A 17791-nucleotide genomic window follows, 5' to 3' on the forward strand; every position below is an offset into this window, starting at 1 on the left:
ATATTAACTTATAGCCATAACTGGCTGGTGCTGGAGTAAACAAGAGTAAACTTCTTGCATTTGGCAAGCTACTTTGTCCCAGGTATATTTCTCAAACACCAATTGACGCGCGCGCTCACCCATTATTTTCGCTTGTTCTGGATTACTGAGACAATCAATTAAAGCGTTGGCAATAGCCGAGCTTTCAATGTCAACAACCAAAGCAGCTTGATTATTTGCAGCTTCAGGGAAATTACAACCTTTAGTAATTACGCAAGGCAAACCTGAAGCCATTGCTTCTAAAACAGACATACTAAACCCTTCTGAATACGAAGGTGCGACATAAATACTAGCGGCAGCAAGTGCTGCATATTTCATGGCGCCTGTTAACATGCCTGTAAAGGTGACAGCATTAAGGCAACCTTCTTCAGCAAAGTAATTTTGAACTGTTGGTAAAAACCCAATACTATCGGGGCCTGCAACAATTAAATGAGCATTAGAAAATTTAGATAATGCTTTGGCAAATGCAGGCGCCAATAAGTCAAGTCCCTTCTTAGGGTCTATACGACCTAAAAAGAGAATTAAGGCTTTGTCGCGCGTGTGGGGGAATTGTTCATAGAAAGCTTTAGGGTTGTGTTGCAGTTGAAACTCTTGGCAATTAATACCATTTGGTACTGTAACCAAAGGGGCTTTAAGATGTAAGGGTTCGGCGTTTTGCGCTTCTGCCTGATTTAACATTTGAATTGCACTTGCATTATCAAGAGCAGCTTTCTCTATTAAGCTATAGTAAAGTTTTTTCTTCCAAGATTTATGACTAAGCGCCCAAGGTTCTAACATTCCGTGAGGACTATTGATGTAAGGAACGCGGTTAATTTTACAAGCTAAGTGAGTAATAGAAACTGGGTAAGAAAAAACAGCAATTGTATGTACTAAATCGTAGCTAGCAACATTCTTAAAAAGCCATTTTGTCAATGAAGTACTTAATTTATAATCTCCAATATGCCAGCGTGGAAAGTATTGAAGACGGTAAAGTCCTTGATTAAGCCAAGTTCTTAATGGTACGTCTAAATCTTCTAAGCCATTGGCATTAGTAGTTACAATATCTATGTCAATACCTAGTTTACCCAAAGCTTGGGCAAATTCAATCGCTACTTTAGAAGTACCACCATAAACATCACCAATACCAGGAATAACAAGTAAAATTTTCATAGCTATTTATTTCATTTATTATGATTTCAACAACACTTGGTAGATCAAATTAGATATTAAGCAAAATACTTTTGCAATAATTAATATCATGTCCGGTTGATTACCCATAATGTAGAGACGTTACATATAACGTCTCTACAAGGTTTTTATTACGGTTATGCTACTGGACATCATATAAGGGGTAAAAATTCAAATTTACGTTAAAATTACCTAGTAATATTTTGCAAAATTTCAAATAAATTTCACGATTTATTAAAGGGAATAAGTATATTTTTTGACACATAATGCGCGAACTGCTATATATTAATTGCTTTACGAATACCCTCAGCAAAATTTTTAGTACTGTATTTAGCAATAATTTCCTGACTCAAATCTCCCATTTTCATCCGCATTTCGGCATCTATTTGAGAAATACTTATTAAAGTACGAGTAATGTCTGAAATGTTTTCTGGCTCAAACAGCAGGCCATTTTTCCCATCTTGGACTAGTTCGCTAGCAGACCCAACTGTATGACTGCAAATAATTGGTAATCCTGCTGCACAAGCTTCATTCACTACCAAACCCCAAGGTTCTAGAAGGGCAGGATGGACAAAAGCACCAGCTAACCCATACCAATCTCCCAAAGCTTGATAGGGAATAAATCCAGGTAAATGCACGCAGTCTGTAATGCCAAGTTTATCAATTAATTGATGAATGTTACTTTCTTCTTCACCGCTACCACATATGATTAAATCCCAAGCTTTTTCAATCCCTATTTGTTGGCGATAATTTGCATAAGCTATAACTAAGCGAGCTAAATTTTTTCGCTTTAACAGGCGTGTCAAAACTATAAAATACAGTTTTGTGGGAATTTGTGGGTGTCTTTGCCTTGCTTTTTCTGGGTTTTGCCTAGCTTTGTATGCTGTTTGGCTAAAGTGATCGTTATCAACAGTATCGTACCCATAAAAAATGCGATCCCTAGGAAAGCCTAACTTGATAAGGTAGTCACGGTGTAGTTTCCCTCCTACCAGCGCCGCATCAAACTTGTTAATACATAACCAAAATTTGAGTTTCTCCTTCCACCATTGTCGTGGTTCATCATCCCACTTTGTTTCACTCATTACTATAGTTGGAATACGGTGGCGCCTGCACCAAGAGAGTGCTGCACGAGATACAGGAAATCCCCAACCAGGTATAGCAACCGCATCAGGTAGTAAATTATCTAAAAAACCAGGTAGTACAGCTTCTGGTTTGTTAGATGTGCAGTCTTTTGGCAAAAGGGTTTTCAAAGGAAATGTTATTTCCTGCTCTAAATCACCCCAAGGATGCTCTAGGGTATTGTCTGTAACTTGGACTGCCGTAAAATTCCAGCCTTTTTCCTGACAAGCAGAGTAAACCGCACGAAGTCGAGCAGCGTGGTAGCTACCAATATTGATAAATATTATAACGATATGCATTTTTATACCTTTTAAGATGCTTTTAAAACATCATTAAACACTTCTAAGTACTTCTGAACATATAAGTCATTGCTAAAGCGCTTGCGAATAGTCTCTATTGAAGCTAACTGAAATTTATTATATAAATCTTGTTCATTTATTAACTTCAAACAATACTCAGCAAGCTGTTCAATCTCGTGTTTTGGTATTAAATATCCATTCTCTTTATGAATTATAACAGAATCTGTACCACCTTCTAAAACAGATGCAACAACTGGAACCCCATATCCCATTGCCTCCATAACTGTGCGACCAAATGCATCAGAATTAGAGTTAAATAATACTAAATCTAAAGCTTGATAGAAAGTATGTAAAACTTCTTGCCAACCTAGAAATTTTACTTTATCAATAATGCCTAAATCGCGAGCTAGTATCTCTAATTCTTGACGCATAGGGCCATCACCAGCGATAAGGTAAAAAACATTTGGATATGATTTGGATATTTTTGCACATACCTGTAAAAAAATATCAAAACGCTTTCGTTCGATTAGCCATCCAGCATTACCGATAATAAACTTATCAGTAGGAATATCTAAATGCTGACGGGCAGTACGCTTATCTTTTTCACTTGTTATTGAACAGTGTTGAGTTGAATATTCAACCAAATGAAATTTATCTTCAAGATAAGGAGCTATCTGTTTTGCCTCTTCTAGAATATATTGAGAATGATATATAATCGCATCATAATCTTTTCCAAAAAAATTATAAAATAATTTCCACTTTAATCTTTCTTTAATAGAACTACCATGACAAAAATGTATTCCAAGCACTTTCTTATAAGAACTTCCTTTAATCGCTAAACAAGATGTCAAGCTAGGACCAGTCACTAAAATAATATCACCGATAAACTCTAAAATTTTTCTCTTTAGTTCAAAGTAAGAGCGCCAGCCAAATTTTCCTATATATAAGTTATCTTTTGCTGGAATATTTAAGTTAGCAGCAATTTTTTTACCTACACCGCCAGGAGTAATACTTTGTACTTGCCACGTTATCATTTTTTCATGCGTTTCTCTCATTAAAATGTATGCCGATTGTTCCATACCTCCAAGATTTAAGCACTGCATTAAATTTAATATTTTCATATTTATACCCATTCAGTTGAATATTTGTGTTTAACCTTAGAATAATATAAAGCTAAACCTATAAAAATTAATTGAAAGCTTGATTGTTGTATTGCAAATCCAACAGAATGCGTTAGAGCTATCATTGTTGGACTAACTAGCCCAAGATATAATATTCGACTACAAGTACTTTTATAATAGGTAGCTGATATCCATACATGTTTAAAAATATAGGCTATCAGCGCAAAACTAAGAAAGCCAAAGTAGCTAAATTCTACAAAAGAATCTCCAATACCAGTAAATGTTGCACCAGCAGGGTTTTTATAGCCATAAAAATCTTTTAATAAATTTAAGTATTTATCCCACAAGTTAAATTGTAGAGACTTCTTAAAGTCAAAACCTACAATTTGTCCAGGTACCCATTGAAGTACAATACTATCCCACCATCCAGTGCCATATCCAAATAAACCCGTCCGCTCTACTGCATCCATTACTAATGCTGCATTTCTTAGTTCTAATAAATCTCCCTTTTGTTGATTATCAAAAGCGTGTTGAGATACAGCTAAGACATCCTGCCATTTACCACTAAAAATCAAATTCCAGAAATCGCCACGTAACGTACCTAAAACTGGAATGAGAACAGCTATTGAAAGCATACCTATAATAACTAATATTCGAGGTGGTACTAAGCGACGAACCCAGAATAATGAAAGTCCTATGGTAACGAGAAGTGTCATAGTAGGTTGCCGACGTCCGATAATAACTGCACCCAGTAGGGGCCAAGCGGAGAACACTGTACAAATAAAATTAATAATGTTAGGACGCTGTATGAATTTTAAAATAAAAATTCCCAAGGCAATTTGAGTAGTTTGAGAAAAATTAAGATATATTGTGGCTAAACCTGTCCAATTACCATTTTCTCCAGTAGCGGCAGTTGTGCGAGAAAGTAATAAAGTAAAGAACAAGCCACTAGCCATTAGGACAATTCCTGCTCTAAATAATTTACGCTCATCGATAGCAGTATTTAGTTTAGTCAACCATTTTGGGTCTGGTCTTATTTGATAGCCTATCCAACAGGCGGTAGCGCAAAGACATGAGACCAATAATACTCTTTGGAGAGCCTCTAAGCTGACTTGTTCAGGTTTACTAATTAAAGCAAAAGCTTGAGGTAGTATAAATGAAGTAAACATACTACCCATAAAAAATGGATATTGATAAATTCGCTCTATACGTATCACTCCCCAACCTAACAAACCCAGGCAAATAATAATAAATAAATCTTTATATATTCCAACCATTTCCATTTTATTGACTTGCGAATGTAAGGTGGACACTGCCCACCCTACGTGTAATTACAGAACACGACAAATTGCATCACGAAAACTTTTCCAAGGAAAACGCTCTGCACAAAAACGCGCCTTTTTACGTATTTCCGGAGTAGCTGGTATAAAATTTGATAGATATTCAAGTTGAGAGATTAGGTGGTCTAAATTTCCCACTTCTGTCAAAAAAATGCCATCTTCCTCTCTACCTAAATCAGGTAGGCAAGTATTAGCCGTTCCAAGTACAGGGCAACCATAACTGAGTGCTTCTAGAAATACTTGCCCAAATCCTTCAGTTAGAGAGGGCATGACAAAAAGAGAACTATTGTGATAAAGATGGCGCAAAGAAGCTGCATCTATGCCTCGGATTAGACGTACTCGTGGAGTTTGAGACACAAGAGATTCCATACCTGGGTCTAAGTACCTACAAACTAATGTCAGCAAACTTTCCTTTGGCAAATGAGCTTTTTGCCATGCATAGAGTAAATGATGCAAGCCTTTGCGTTGGCATCCAGAACCTACAAAAAGCGCCTGGAAACTATCCAAACTATCTAATTTAAATGAGTGCAATGGTAGTACAGGCAAGTCAATACCATAGGGAATCACCTTACAGGAATTATGTTCTGCTCCAGCTGCTACTAAAGTTTGCTTAGTAAAGCTACTTGCACACAAAATAATATCAGCATGGCGCCAACATTCTTTAACTCTTACTATTAATTTTTCTGGTAAGTGGGCACCTGTTTGTTCTAAATAAGATTCTTGTACAAAGGGAAAGCGTATTAAGTCTTGTGCTAACAAAGGGATTTCAACTTCAGGGTGGGGGTGAAATTCAAACAAAATTTTCCGAGGATTATGTTGATAAGACGCAATAAAAGCTTCCCAGGCATATGGCGTGTAGAGCAGTAAATTACTTTTGGTTTTACGTGCCTGTGACGCAGCTGCTTCGGCAAAATTTTGATCTAACCAAGCAAAAGTAGTAGCAGGAGAAAAGCCTAGATAATGGCGAGTTTGTTCAAGTACAGCAGAACCCCATAGACATTTCACTTGCTCTACGGGAATATTAGATTCTAATCTAAAAGAGATTTTATTTTGCCACTTTTTAGGTAGCAGGGGAGAAACTTTCTGAATATAGTTTACTGCATAAAAATCAGTAATCAATTGATTTAGTAAACCTTTTTCCACCAAAGCTAAAGGAATCTGATAATTATCCCTACGCCCTCGAAATGCACAAACATACTGACTCATCATCTATTTTTCAAAATACTTTCAATAATTTTTAGATATTTAGTGCCAATTGTGTCTATTAAAAAATCATGCGACCTCTCATATGCTTTCTTTTCTAGATTTATTTGTAAATCAGGATGCTCTTTAAGCTGAATCATACATTCTGCTAGTTGTTCCGCATTACCATTTTCAAAGGTCATACCGTAACCTTCTAAAACTTCCCCTAAACCACCCCAACGTGAACCAATCACTGCTTTTCCACAAGCCATTGCTTCCACTGCTACTATACCCATAGGCTCTGCCCATCGAGAAGGTACTACCACAGCACCAGCAGCATTCATCGCCTGTACTAATTTTTCACCACGTAAGAAGCGATACCAACGTATTTGTGATTCTATACCCAGAGTTAACGCTAGCTGCTGTAGTTCTTTAATGTAAGAGCCTTCACCATATAAATCAAGCTTATACATTTTACTCTTGCTTTTACAAATTGCTAAAGCTTCCAGTAAAGTATCAACACCCTTATCAGGAATCATTCTGCCAAAGAAGGCAAAATCATTGTCAATTTTTACGCTAGGTAAAGGTCGAAACCTATCTTCTACTGGATTATAAATCACAACTCCTTTACGAGCGCCAACTTGTTGCTCAATAGCATGACTTACATAAATATGTCCAGCCCCTAAAGACAGAAGCATTCGTCTTAGTAAAGGTTTAATAAGACTTGTCAAACTGTTTTGACCATCTTGAAACAGTTCTGGAATGTAAATTGGATGTATCCAAATTATCGGTTTACGTGATAATAGCCAAACAGCTAGATGTTTCAAGCTATAACCGTTAGAAATAATACAGTCGCTTTTATCTAGTATTGTCTTCCAAGACTCAAAATTTGGACAACGAATAACTGGAAAAATATAACTTGTATTCTGCTCATTAGTTGCAGGAGTATCAGTAACGATGCTTACTTGATGTTGTTGTTTTGACCAGTAACTAGCCAAAGTATAACTTACTTGCTCTAGTCCACCAATATTGGGAAAAAATGCACTAGAGTATAAACAAATATTCATAATTTAAATTGTGTCTTGAGCAGAAATAAGTATATTCTCTAATGTTTGAACACGATTTGACCAAGTATTTTGCTGGGCAAATTCTAATTGTTTCAAGCTATGCTTATAAGCTAAATCACTTCCACAAATACTAAGCTTAGTGTCTATGTAAGTTACTGCCTCTTGTGCAGTTCGGAAAATACTAATCCACTCAGGATATAAACAACACTCTGGTATTTTAGTACTAATAAGTGGGCGCCCGCTAGCGATGCCATCCATAATTTTGGTGGGACAAGCAGCTTGATTAAACTTGTGATCTACTACATAGGGAATCCAATTTACTGCAAAAGACCAGTAATATTTTGCTACTTGTTCTGATGGCACTCTGTCGATATGACGAACATTAGTCAATGCTAGCACTGCTTCACGGGTTGAATGCCAGTCTTGTGGATTTAAAATACCTTGATCGTCTCGACCACCAACAAATACAAAAGTTATTTTCGGACAAGCTCTAATAACTTGATAAATTAATTGCCAGTCTAGGCGATCGCCTAAGTTCCCAACGTAACCTACAGTCATTGGTTCTGGAGAATTTTCTGGTTGAGGATTGAGGTAGGTATTTATTAATCCATGCGGAAAATGACAAATTCGCGATGATCTATAAGGGTAAAGCTTCTGAAAAGAGATTAATTGCGAGTGAGAAGCGCAAAGAGTTATATTGGCGCCGTTTACTAACTCCTTTTCCTTCTCTAAAATTTGGCTTTTGCGCGACTGTCGATAAAGAGTATAGTCATCAAAGTTATAGTAGATTAAACGCTCTCTTGGAACTTTGCGAACCCAGTAGGTAAGATTAGGATGGCAACCTATAACCCAAGGGTATTCACCAGAAACTTTTTTCAGTTGCTGACACCATTGCAAAATTAACTGTTGCAAGTAAAATCTGAATAGTATTTCTAGTCGTCCTGCATAGCCAGTAGGCATTACTTGCATTGAACGTTGTAATAGGGATGGCGGAGTCCGGCTTGACCAACTTGGACGGATAGTATAATAAGTTCGCCAATCATAAAACTCAATTGCATGGGTTGGGTGGCGTTGAGCTAAAGCTTCTGCCATACCGTAAGTCCAAGGACTGTTAGCACCTAAAAATAGAAAACTTAGTTTTCCCATATGTACACCATGTTCTATCTACCAACTATCTACCAACTATCTACCAACCGCGTAGATCCCGCAACCAGTAGCCAAGAAAAGGAGATCGCCCGATGAATTCTCTAATGACAGAACGCAGGCGAGGGGGTAAAAGCTGAAAGCGTTGTACAGGAACTTGATAAAGTGTTGGTTGTTGACACTGCTTGCTCCTTTCAATCGGTTGGAGAGTGGAAATATAATCGATGAGGGCTTCGTAACCTTGCCACATTAGTGCTTCGTTAAAGTTGGAACGCGCACGTTCAATTACATTTGCACCAAAAGCTTCATAGTTTCTGCAAGCGTACAGAACTTGCTTGGCTAAAGCTTGAGTATTGCCTAAAGGTGCAAAAAGCGCTGTTTCGTTTGCCGTAGTAATTTCTTTTGTACCAGTCTCAACATCCCAAGCAACTGGCACGCACCCCATACTCATCGCCTCAATAGTAGCCATACCGAACGGTTCAACGCGACTCAGCATCAGCAATACTTTTGCAGATGCTGCGCTAGAGAAAATAACATCACGTGCAACATAACCATAAATATGAATAGCCTCAGAATTAGGTAATTGTTTAATCTGAGTCAGAAATTCCGGTGTTATATTACCAAACCAGTGTAGCTTACCTCTAAACCCTAAGTTAATAAGTTTTTTCCATAACTTCAGGACATCAAAAGCTCCTTTTGTCGGATTATCACCACCAAGAAATATTAAATCATCTTGCCGTGTAATATTTATATCCAATAATTCTGGGAAAAGACAGCCGTTGTAAATAACAGATAGTTTTTGAGGATTTTTTAGACGGTGACGAAATTTACTTGCCACAGTTTCTGATACTGCAACAATCGCCTCTAAATTATCTTCTTCTTCCAAAGCTTTACCCCAGTAGGGAGGAGCAGTATCGTGGGCAACAAAAACACATTTTATATTGGGAGGCAAGTAAGGAATAATAGCTTCTAATTCTCCACAGGCATTAAAAAACAGTATATCTTGGTGATTTTCATTTAACCATTGCAGTAAATTTACTGGTGTTTCTGCTGCCCATCCTGTTAGCTCTAAAGACGATATTTTGAAATTATAGTTATTAGTTATCCTGGTTGGTTTAAGGAGCATAAGCATTGTTGTCTCATACCCTGCTTGGGTAGCTTGACGACAGCAAGATATAGCTACAGGAGTTATTCCACCACTTGAGTCACTAGCAATTAGCCAACAAAGTTTCATTATTTTAATTTTAAATTAAATATTTATTCTTTGGTTATAATTAGATTTTTCAGCTTCCAAATATTGAGTAATTTCAGGTATATGATTAAACCTATTCGCATGAGAATCCAAGTAGCCAAGTTTCGATTCACAATCTTGATAAAATGACATTTTTAAATTTGTAAATCCTACTTCTTGGCAATGAAATTGAAGTGCTTCTCGTGTATATAAGTAACGATGCCCATGACTATAAAAAACTTCATTTATTTCACTACAGGCTGAAACAGATTCAGAAATTTTACTAGCAAAATAGTTTAAGTCAGGTGTTGTTAAACGAATGACTCCACCTGGCTTGAGAATTCTATAACATTCTCTTAACAATTGTAAACCGCATTTTAGATCAACATGTTCAATCGCTTCTTCGCAAAAAATTGCATTGATTGAGCAATCATCAAAAGGTAGTTTTTCTGTTATGTCTACATAGGCATCTGCCCTAGGGTCTATATCTACTGTTAGACACCCTGATAAGCAGTTACTTCCACCTCCTAAATTGAGGATACGTTTATCTACTGATATTTGAGTCTTCCATTTATTAATATAAGGCGACGTTACTGAGAAACCAATTAAATTCCAAAACTCTTGGTTATAACGCCCTATAAAACTAAAAACAGTATGAAATAAGCCATACTTATTGAAATAGTAAGAAAGCTTACTTATTACATGAGATGTATCCATGCTATCTAAACCTGCTAACAGTACAATCTACAGTCATAATAAATATAACTATTTAATATCAACAACTCATGATTTTTTTAATTTTTGCAATACTATTGATTGTCCAATATGCCGCATTGCAATTCTTGTTTCACTTAAGTAATGTCCACAATAATGTATAAAAACACACTGTTTTTCATCATAAATGCGTCCGGTATTATATTCATTTTCAGGTAACATTACTCTAGCACTTTGGCTTACCAAAGCTGCTGTAATAGTTTGTTCAGCATAATGGGAATAACTAGGATAACCTGGTGTTGAAAGCCATTTTTCTGTAATATTTAAATCGATTGTTTGGCGGTTAATTACACAAAAACCAGCACAAAAGTATGGTATAATTTCAACGCCAAAGTACTCTTGAATTTGTTTTTCAGAAAGACTATAAGGATAAGGCTGTGGGTCTTTAGCATAAACATTCACATCTTCATTGTTATCAACTAACTTGCGTAACCGATGTAGCGGTTTAAAAGCCAAGCAATCGGTATCAAGAAGAATAACTTTTTGCGAGTGCGAAAGCAAGAAAGCATCGATAAGCTTGGTGCCAAATACGTTAATTTGTCTAAATCGTTGGCAGTATTTCAAACCAAGTGCTTCTAACTTAGGCACCACTATTTCATCTCTTTGCTGTCTTGTAAATATTTTAGCTTGCGGTAAGTGTTTGTGAATTTTTTGAATTACATCATCTGTAACGCTTGTATCACCATGAATAATTAAACTAATTGGCGCCTGATAATTAGAAATAAAAGATTTAGCTGCATATAATAAGTCTACATAGTGTTTTGCTCCCGTTAACATGTGAACTTCAATGGCATCAGGAGTACCATAAGTAGCTGTAATAACTGGCGCCGTTTGCTCAATATCTATAGAACGTCTCCAGGAATAATAGTAGTGTGGAAACAAATACCAAAACTGCCCGGTTTTAAGTGTTTTTAGTATAGTTCTGATTTTATTCATGCTATCAAATTTTTTTTGTTCTCTATACATGAACTTGGGATTTATATAAAGAGTAGTACACACGTTGATTGTTTAATAGTTCTTGATGAGTTCCCTGCTCAAGTACATGTCCATTTTGAAGAACAACGATTTTATCAGCTTTTTCAATAGTTGAAAGACGATGGGCAATCACAATTACAGTACGATTTTTACTTACTGCTTCGATTGCCTCTTGTACAATTCTTTCAGAGTTTGAGTCTAACGCACTTGTTGCTTCGTCGAGAATTAAAATATCAGGGTTACATAAAATTGCTCTTGCTATTGCTATTCGTTGCCGTTGACCACCTGAAAGTCTTGTACCACGATTACCAACTATCGTATCAAAGCCTTGAGGTAAATCTTGGATAAATTCGTAAGCATATGCTTGTTTTGCTGCTGCAACAATTTCTGAATCTGTAGCATTTGGGCGCCCGTATCCAATGTTATCACGAACTGAAACATCGAACAAAAACGTGTCTTGACTAACCATTGCAATTGCGCTTCTAAAAGAACCAATTTGCAAATCTCTTAAATCAATTCCATCAACGTCAATACTACCCTCTTCAGGATCATAAAATCGCATGATTAAATCAACTAATGTTGATTTTCCACTTCCTGATGAACCAACAATTGCAGTTGTTTTACCTTTTACTATTTCCAGATTAATATTATGTAAAGTCGGTTCTGTATTATGCGTAAAAGTAAATGTTACATTTTGGAAGACTAAGCTGGAATTTAAACCGGGGTAATATTTTTCACCATTAGGTAATTTTAAATAATCGGTATTATATAAAAAACCTTGAACTGCTTCATAGTAACCTCTAAATAAATATATTTGTGAGCGAAAACTATTTAAAACGGTTACTCTTGGTAAAATCCGCATTAAAGTGACTGTAAAAGTCAATAAAATCGGTAAAGTTGAGTTAGTTGATGTTGAAAGTAAGTTTGCTCCAATTAATATTATTACTAGTAGAACTGATATTCCTATCGTTTCCGTCACAGGAGCGCTAGCACAATAATACTTATATCCTGTCAAATCAGCATTATACCGACTTTGCAGCGATTCGTCCGCGCGCTTTAACTCCCGTGCTTCCGCATGAAATGATTTGACGACTCGAATACCTGTAATTATCTCAGTAACTAGTGTTGAGAAAGCTTCAATTGCAACAGCTGCTTTACGACTATAAACTTGTAGGTCTCGATTTAATGTTCGTAGTGGCAGAAATACTATAGATAAACTAACCAGAGCAAAAATAGTCAAAAGTGGAGAAAGAACCATTAAAAAGCATAGCAAGAAACTAATAATTAATATATTCCGAATAACTTCTAAATATAAAGAAAATAATAGTTCACTGCGTTGTACCTGTTCGTTAATATGACTTAACAACTCTCCTAAGTTTTTTCGAGTATAAAATGGTATTTCTAACTCTAATATATGCTCAACGCACTTTCTACGGAGTAAAGTTCCGCTGCGGAGCATGAAATCATATATACTAATGCTTGATAAGTAAGCAACGGCATTTTTGATAATCGTCAAACATAATAAAGCTATGATAATTACCAACAATTGCCACTTGGGAGCGAAGTAAGTGTGGAAGCTTAATAATGGTTTTAAAAAACTAGATTGAATATTGCTGTAGTCTTGATTTCCACTTAATGCTTGAGTCAGAGGCAATATCAGTGCAGTGCTGAGAACCTCTAATACTGACAAAATACTTGCTAAAATTAACGATACTATTGCCAGATATCTATGAGGTTTGACAAATTGATATAGTGAGATCAATATAGTTTTTTCTTTCATAATTAATAGGTTGGGTTTAACAAAGTGCAACCCAACATCAGCGGTATTTATTTTAAGTGTTTGCAAATTCCCAGCGAAATTTATCAGGGTTAAAGCGTAATTTGACGGCGCCTGGTTTTTGGGTAATGTTGACTAAACGCTCACCTTCGTGTAGAAACCAAGCTCTATCGGTAAGTGGTCTACCAGTCCACAAACCAAGTTTCGACTCTGGGGCAAAGTTAAAAACCCAGTTATCATACATATCAAAGCCAATAGTTGTGTACAAAGTGGGCCAAGCGGCTTTAATATCAGGATTGAATTCTAACTCAATATCTCCTTTTACCTTGTGAGTTACTATAAATTCGGCTAATGCATCTTGACGGTTAATCTCGTAAAGATATACTCCTGTTACTAACCAACTTGTACTTATTCCAAAAACTCCACAAGTCATGATTAATACTAGCATCTTTCGAGTAAATTTAACTCGATTTTCAAAGAATTTACACCATATCCATCCTACTAAAAGTAGTAGCAGTGGAATAAGAGAATATCTTTTACGACTTTCTAGTTGATACCCTCCTGATACAACATAAAGCAAAGAGGCGCCGAAAATCAATAGCAAAATGTAAGGTAGTAAAAATTTACTTACAGGTAATAATTTTGACTTAACAAAATCTCTTTGCTTTAATAATATAGATAAACTCAGAGTTAAGGCAAACAGCAATATACCAAACAGCAGTACGTCGCTTAAACCCCAAGAGTGAAAAATTAAATTACGAGTAACTGGACTTAACCAAGGTTGAAAAATGTAGTAATTTGTGTATTGGCGAAAGTAAATTGAAAAAACTGCCTGAATGGCGAATCCAGGAGGATACATTCTGTTACTTTCAGGGTATGTAAGCTTGTATGAAATTAAAAACGCTAGTCCGCTTAAAAATGGCGCCAGTGCAATATAGGTTCTTCGTAAATTATTAATTATTTTTCTAAGATTAAAACTTTTATCGCCTTCATCAAAGCAGATAATGGCGCCGCTAAACATGAATGCAAAAACTAAAATCTCATATAGTGACTGTGCTACAAATGTCAATATAAAGCTTATAGCAAATATATAAGGCTGTTGTTTCTTGTTATTTGCAAATTTTAATAGTAATAACAAATTTCCCCAAAATATAGTTGTGGCTAACATTGGTGTATAACCCATTACATTGACTATAGTTTGAAATCCCCAAGGAAATACACCGAAAGTCAATGCGAGAACCAGCGCTAACCCTTTTCTTTTGAATAAAATTTCTGTAACTCGAAAAAATAAACATGCTGTAATTATATGTGTAAAAACAGCCAAGTAAGAAGTAAATGCAGGGTGATTTGTAGTTACACCATTTACTGCTTGACTTAAAAGGCGCCACATTCCCTGAAATTGTAACCATTCTACACAAAAACTCCAGAACCCATTATTTAACATATTCCGATAATGGAATTCTTCGGAAAATAAAGGATGACCACCTAGTGCAGGAAACCACGCGGCAAGGACTGCAATACTTAGAACTGCGTAAGTAACGATACTGTTTGGAATTTTAATATTTTTAATCATTTTCTTTCCCTATCAATATCTCAACAATTTTCTGGGCTGCGTCTCCGTTACCGTAAAATGAAGGTGATTCTAATGGGTAAGTAAAATTAGTAATGGTGTCTCTTAGGTTTTCTGGCTGTACTAAATGATTCCAACCTGCATACACTGTTTCTTTCCACTCAGTTTCGTTACGTAAGGTAAAACAAGGACGTTGGAAAATATAAGCTTCTTTTTGCACTCCCCCTGAGTCTGTAATAACTCCGCTACAATTACTTTCTAACATCAACATCTCTAAGTAACTGACTGGAGGAATTGTTATAATTTGTTTGTGGTTTAGATAATTATCTAATCCTTGCTGCTTTATTTGGTTAAGCGCGCGTGGATGAACTGGGAATACTACAGGGAAGTCTAATTTTGTTAGGTTTTCTAAAATTGCACTCAACCGCTCGTTGTTGTCTGTGTTGCTAGGACGATGAATTGTCGCTAGATAAAAACTATCTGGGTTTAAATTATATTTGTCGAGGATATAAGATGTTTCTTTGGCGCGATGATGAAATGTTAATACAGCATCCATCATTACGTCTCCGACACAGTGTACTCCCCGATATATACCTTCTTTCTCAAGACATTCTACTGCTATTTGTGTTGGCGCCAGTAATAATTTTGCTAGGTGGTCTGTAACAACTCGGTTTATTTCTTCTGGCATTTCGCGGTTATAACTACGCAAACCAGCTTCGATATGCATTATAGGAATGTTTAACTTGGATGCTACTAAGGCGCCTGCTAGTGTTGAGTTAGTATCTCCGTATACGCATACCCAGTCTGGTTTGTTTTGTTGTAGCAATGTTTCGATTTGCTCCATCATTCTACCTGTCATAGCTCCGTGGTTGAGGCTATGAATATTTAAATGATGGTTAGGTTGTGGAAGGTTTAAGTCTTTGAAGAATACATCTGACATTTGAGCGTCAAAGTGTTGACCAGTATGGATAATGGTTTCTTCGATGCTGGAGTGTTTGAAGGCATTGCTAACTACAGATGCTTTGACGAATTGAGGTCTGGCGCCTAGTATTGTTGTAATTTTCATCGGCGTATTGCTTTTTTTGCTGAGGTGGGAAGGGGTTTGATGGTTTGGGATGATGCGGTTGGGAGTAGGCGCCTAATTGTTAATTTTTTAATGTAATTTAGGTGACTTAAGATGACTTTGACGACGCGCAGTTTAGAACGACCATATACACGGTTACTTAATTCTGTAGGTAGTTCGACTACTCTATATCCACATAGCATTGCTTCTGCAATGACTTCTACTAACCCTAAAAATCCTGGATATGTAATAGGTATTTCTTCAAGGACTTCGCGTCGATATGCGCGGAACATACTTGTATATGTATATAGTCTTTGTGGTAGTACGATTCGATATAAGTTTGATAGCCCTTTGCTTAAAAATAGGCGCCAACCTGGTACGTTTTTGACTCTTCCGCGTGGATGGTAGGGTGATGCAGTGACGACATCGACATCCGGGTACATTAAGTCTAGAAGGTCTATTAGATATTTTGGATGGTAGGTACAATCGCTATCAATCGTGCAAATAATTTGACCCTTGGCTGATGTTAACCCTGTTTTAATTGCTGCTGAAAGCCCTGCGTTTTTTGGATGATTAATAATTTGTACATGTTCTCCTAAATGCTTTTCTAGCTGTAAATATGTATCATCGGTGCTGCCATCGTTGACACAAATTACTTCTACATTTTTTCGCTCTCGCAGTTTTGATAATACTGGTAGTAATTCTTGCTTTAGGGCTGGTATTCCCTCAGATTCATTATAACAGGGTATAATGATACTAATTAGTTCGTAATCGCTATTATTCATGTGATTGGAATACATAATTTTAGCTTTATTGCTATTTCTTGTGGCGTAAAAAAAAATCTCGACTTCTAACAAAAGTCGAGATTCTAATTTTTTGTTTTTGATAAACTTTTAAGCTATTGCAAACGCTATTTTATCAACTTGAAAATCTCGCACAAATCTAATGGCACCGCTTTTTTCGTCAACGATAAATAGCGAATTAGTTCCTTTTGATGCCGGGTCGGCAAGGGCATATATTTGACCTCCCGGAGAAATTGCTAGGCTCAATATATCGTTTTCTAAATCTTTATTGTCTAGCTGCAATTCGACGACTGTGGTAACTTTCGCTCGACCTGTTATTGCAGCTCTATCGTTTAAATCGATTTTAATCAGTACAACTGAACCCTCGGAACCTATGCTTGTACCGTAAATTACGTTGTCACGACCCAGTACTAAGTTACTGTATCGTCGATTTGGAAATAATGTAGGTAGCGCTAATCTTTCGGCGTTATTTGCCTTACCTCCTTTTAAATCAATACCAATTAATTTAAATGGTGGTAACCCATCGCTAAAACTGGCTATGCCAATTAGATTATTATCTTTTGTTGCTACTAAGCTTTCAAGTGTAGAACTATTGGTTTCAAAGCCAGAAATTCTTGTTGCTCCTAAATTTTCACCAGTTTTAGGGTTAATTTGTGCTACCCGTGTAAAGTTGCCTCGTGGGGTATTGACTACAGATACAACAGCTAAAGTTCCGTCAGTAAGAGGAGTTAAACTTGTTATGCGTTCTCTAGTACGAGTCAATACTGATTTTCCTGGTACTCCTCGACTTGCATCTGTATTGTCAACTTGTGCATTGTCAATTTCTACACTATCAAGCTTTGTATCTGTTTGTAAGTTACTAACTTGCCGGGAAGGAACACTAATTCGAGAAGTTTCTTTTCCTGTTACTGTGTCAGCTACTACAAAAACAGTATCTGGAGTTTTGTTTGGTGCATCAGTTGCAACTTCTTTTTTGGCAACTTGCACTCCATAAAGTTGTGATTCTGACTGAGCATATGCTCGGCGTGGTAAGTTAGCTAACACTGCCGTAGCTGCACCGGATAAAACAAGCTGCCCAAATCGGCGCCGTCTAATTCTGATGTACATTGTCTTTTACGGTT

15 protein-coding genes are annotated in these 17791 nt (G+C 36.5%); all 15 read right to left on the bottom strand.

Features of this window, described 5'->3' with window-relative positions; genetic code table 11:
- Positions 1 to 3: 3 nt before the first annotated feature.
- Positions 4 to 1188 (bottom strand): glycosyltransferase, encoded by a 1185-nt coding sequence (locus DSM106972_RS21350; protein ID WP_127082606.1) that lies wholly within the window; start codon positions 1186 to 1188, stop codon positions 4 to 6.
- Positions 1189 to 1484: 296 nt separating this feature from the next.
- Positions 1485 to 2624, bottom strand: a complete 1140-nt coding sequence (locus DSM106972_RS21355) for a glycosyltransferase family 4 protein (RefSeq protein ID WP_127082607.1) — start codon at positions 2622 to 2624, stop codon at positions 1485 to 1487.
- 11 nt (positions 2625 to 2635) lie between these two features.
- Positions 2636 to 3745 (bottom strand): glycosyltransferase family 4 protein, encoded by a 1110-nt coding sequence (locus DSM106972_RS21360; RefSeq protein WP_127082608.1) that lies wholly within the window; start codon positions 3743 to 3745, stop codon positions 2636 to 2638.
- A gap of 2 nt (positions 3746 to 3747) precedes the next feature.
- A complete protein-coding gene (locus tag DSM106972_RS21365; protein WP_233787396.1) occupies positions 3748 to 5058 on the bottom strand; it encodes a hypothetical protein in 1311 nt (436 codons plus the stop codon).
- An 18-nt stretch (positions 5059 to 5076) separates the two neighbouring features.
- Positions 5077 to 6294: a glycosyltransferase family 4 protein gene (locus DSM106972_RS21370; RefSeq protein WP_127082609.1), complete on the bottom strand. Its 1218-nt coding sequence runs from the start codon at positions 6292 to 6294 to the stop codon at positions 5077 to 5079.
- Complete coding sequence (locus DSM106972_RS21375) at positions 6291 to 7334, bottom strand: glycosyltransferase family 4 protein (RefSeq protein WP_127082610.1); 1044 nt, start codon at positions 7332 to 7334, stop codon at positions 6291 to 6293. The genes DSM106972_RS21370 and DSM106972_RS21375 overlap by 4 nt, the downstream gene beginning before the upstream one ends.
- A gap of 3 nt (positions 7335 to 7337) precedes the next feature.
- Complete coding sequence (locus DSM106972_RS21380; RefSeq protein ID WP_127082611.1) at positions 7338 to 8480, bottom strand: glycosyltransferase family protein; 1143 nt, start codon at positions 8478 to 8480, stop codon at positions 7338 to 7340.
- Positions 8481 to 8520: 40 nt separating this feature from the next.
- On the bottom strand, positions 8521 to 9711 hold the full coding sequence (locus DSM106972_RS21385; protein ID WP_127082612.1) for a glycosyltransferase family 4 protein: 1191 nt from the start codon (positions 9709 to 9711) through the stop codon (positions 8521 to 8523).
- A gap of 15 nt (positions 9712 to 9726) precedes the next feature.
- Positions 9727 to 10425 carry a class I SAM-dependent methyltransferase gene (locus DSM106972_RS21390; protein WP_127082613.1) on the bottom strand — a complete coding sequence of 233 codons (699 nt, stop codon included), beginning with the start codon at positions 10423 to 10425 and terminating at the stop codon, positions 9727 to 9729.
- A 66-nt stretch (positions 10426 to 10491) separates the two neighbouring features.
- Positions 10492 to 11448, bottom strand: coding sequence for a hypothetical protein (locus tag DSM106972_RS21395; RefSeq protein WP_233787904.1), 957 nt, complete (start codon positions 11446 to 11448; stop codon positions 10492 to 10494).
- The gene (locus tag DSM106972_RS21400) at positions 11441 to 13237 is read right to left on the bottom strand and encodes an ABC transporter ATP-binding protein (protein WP_127082615.1); all 1797 of its coding nucleotides are present in this window, start codon (positions 13235 to 13237) and stop codon (positions 11441 to 11443) included. The genes DSM106972_RS21395 and DSM106972_RS21400 overlap by 8 nt, the downstream gene beginning before the upstream one ends.
- Before the next feature lie 52 nt (positions 13238 to 13289).
- The gene (locus DSM106972_RS21405) at positions 13290 to 14807 is read right to left on the bottom strand and encodes a hypothetical protein (RefSeq protein WP_127082616.1); all 1518 of its coding nucleotides are present in this window, start codon (positions 14805 to 14807) and stop codon (positions 13290 to 13292) included.
- Entirely contained in the window at positions 14800 to 15870 is a 1071-nt protein-coding gene (wecB, locus tag DSM106972_RS21410; protein ID WP_127082617.1) for a non-hydrolyzing UDP-N-acetylglucosamine 2-epimerase, read from the bottom strand. Before wecB ends, DSM106972_RS21405 begins: the two co-directional genes overlap by 8 nt.
- The gene (locus DSM106972_RS21415) at positions 15867 to 16652 is read right to left on the bottom strand and encodes a glycosyltransferase family 2 protein (protein WP_233787398.1); all 786 of its coding nucleotides are present in this window, start codon (positions 16650 to 16652) and stop codon (positions 15867 to 15869) included. Before DSM106972_RS21415 ends, wecB begins: the two co-directional genes overlap by 4 nt.
- A 108-nt stretch (positions 16653 to 16760) precedes the next feature.
- Positions 16761 to 17777, bottom strand: a complete 1017-nt coding sequence (locus DSM106972_RS21420; RefSeq protein WP_127082619.1) for a hypothetical protein — start codon at positions 17775 to 17777, stop codon at positions 16761 to 16763.
- Positions 17778 to 17791: the final 14 nt, after the last annotated feature.

The organism is Dulcicalothrix desertica PCC 7102, from assembly GCF_003991905.1.
Lineage (GTDB): Bacteria > Cyanobacteriota > Cyanobacteriia > Cyanobacteriales > Nostocaceae > Dulcicalothrix > Dulcicalothrix desertica.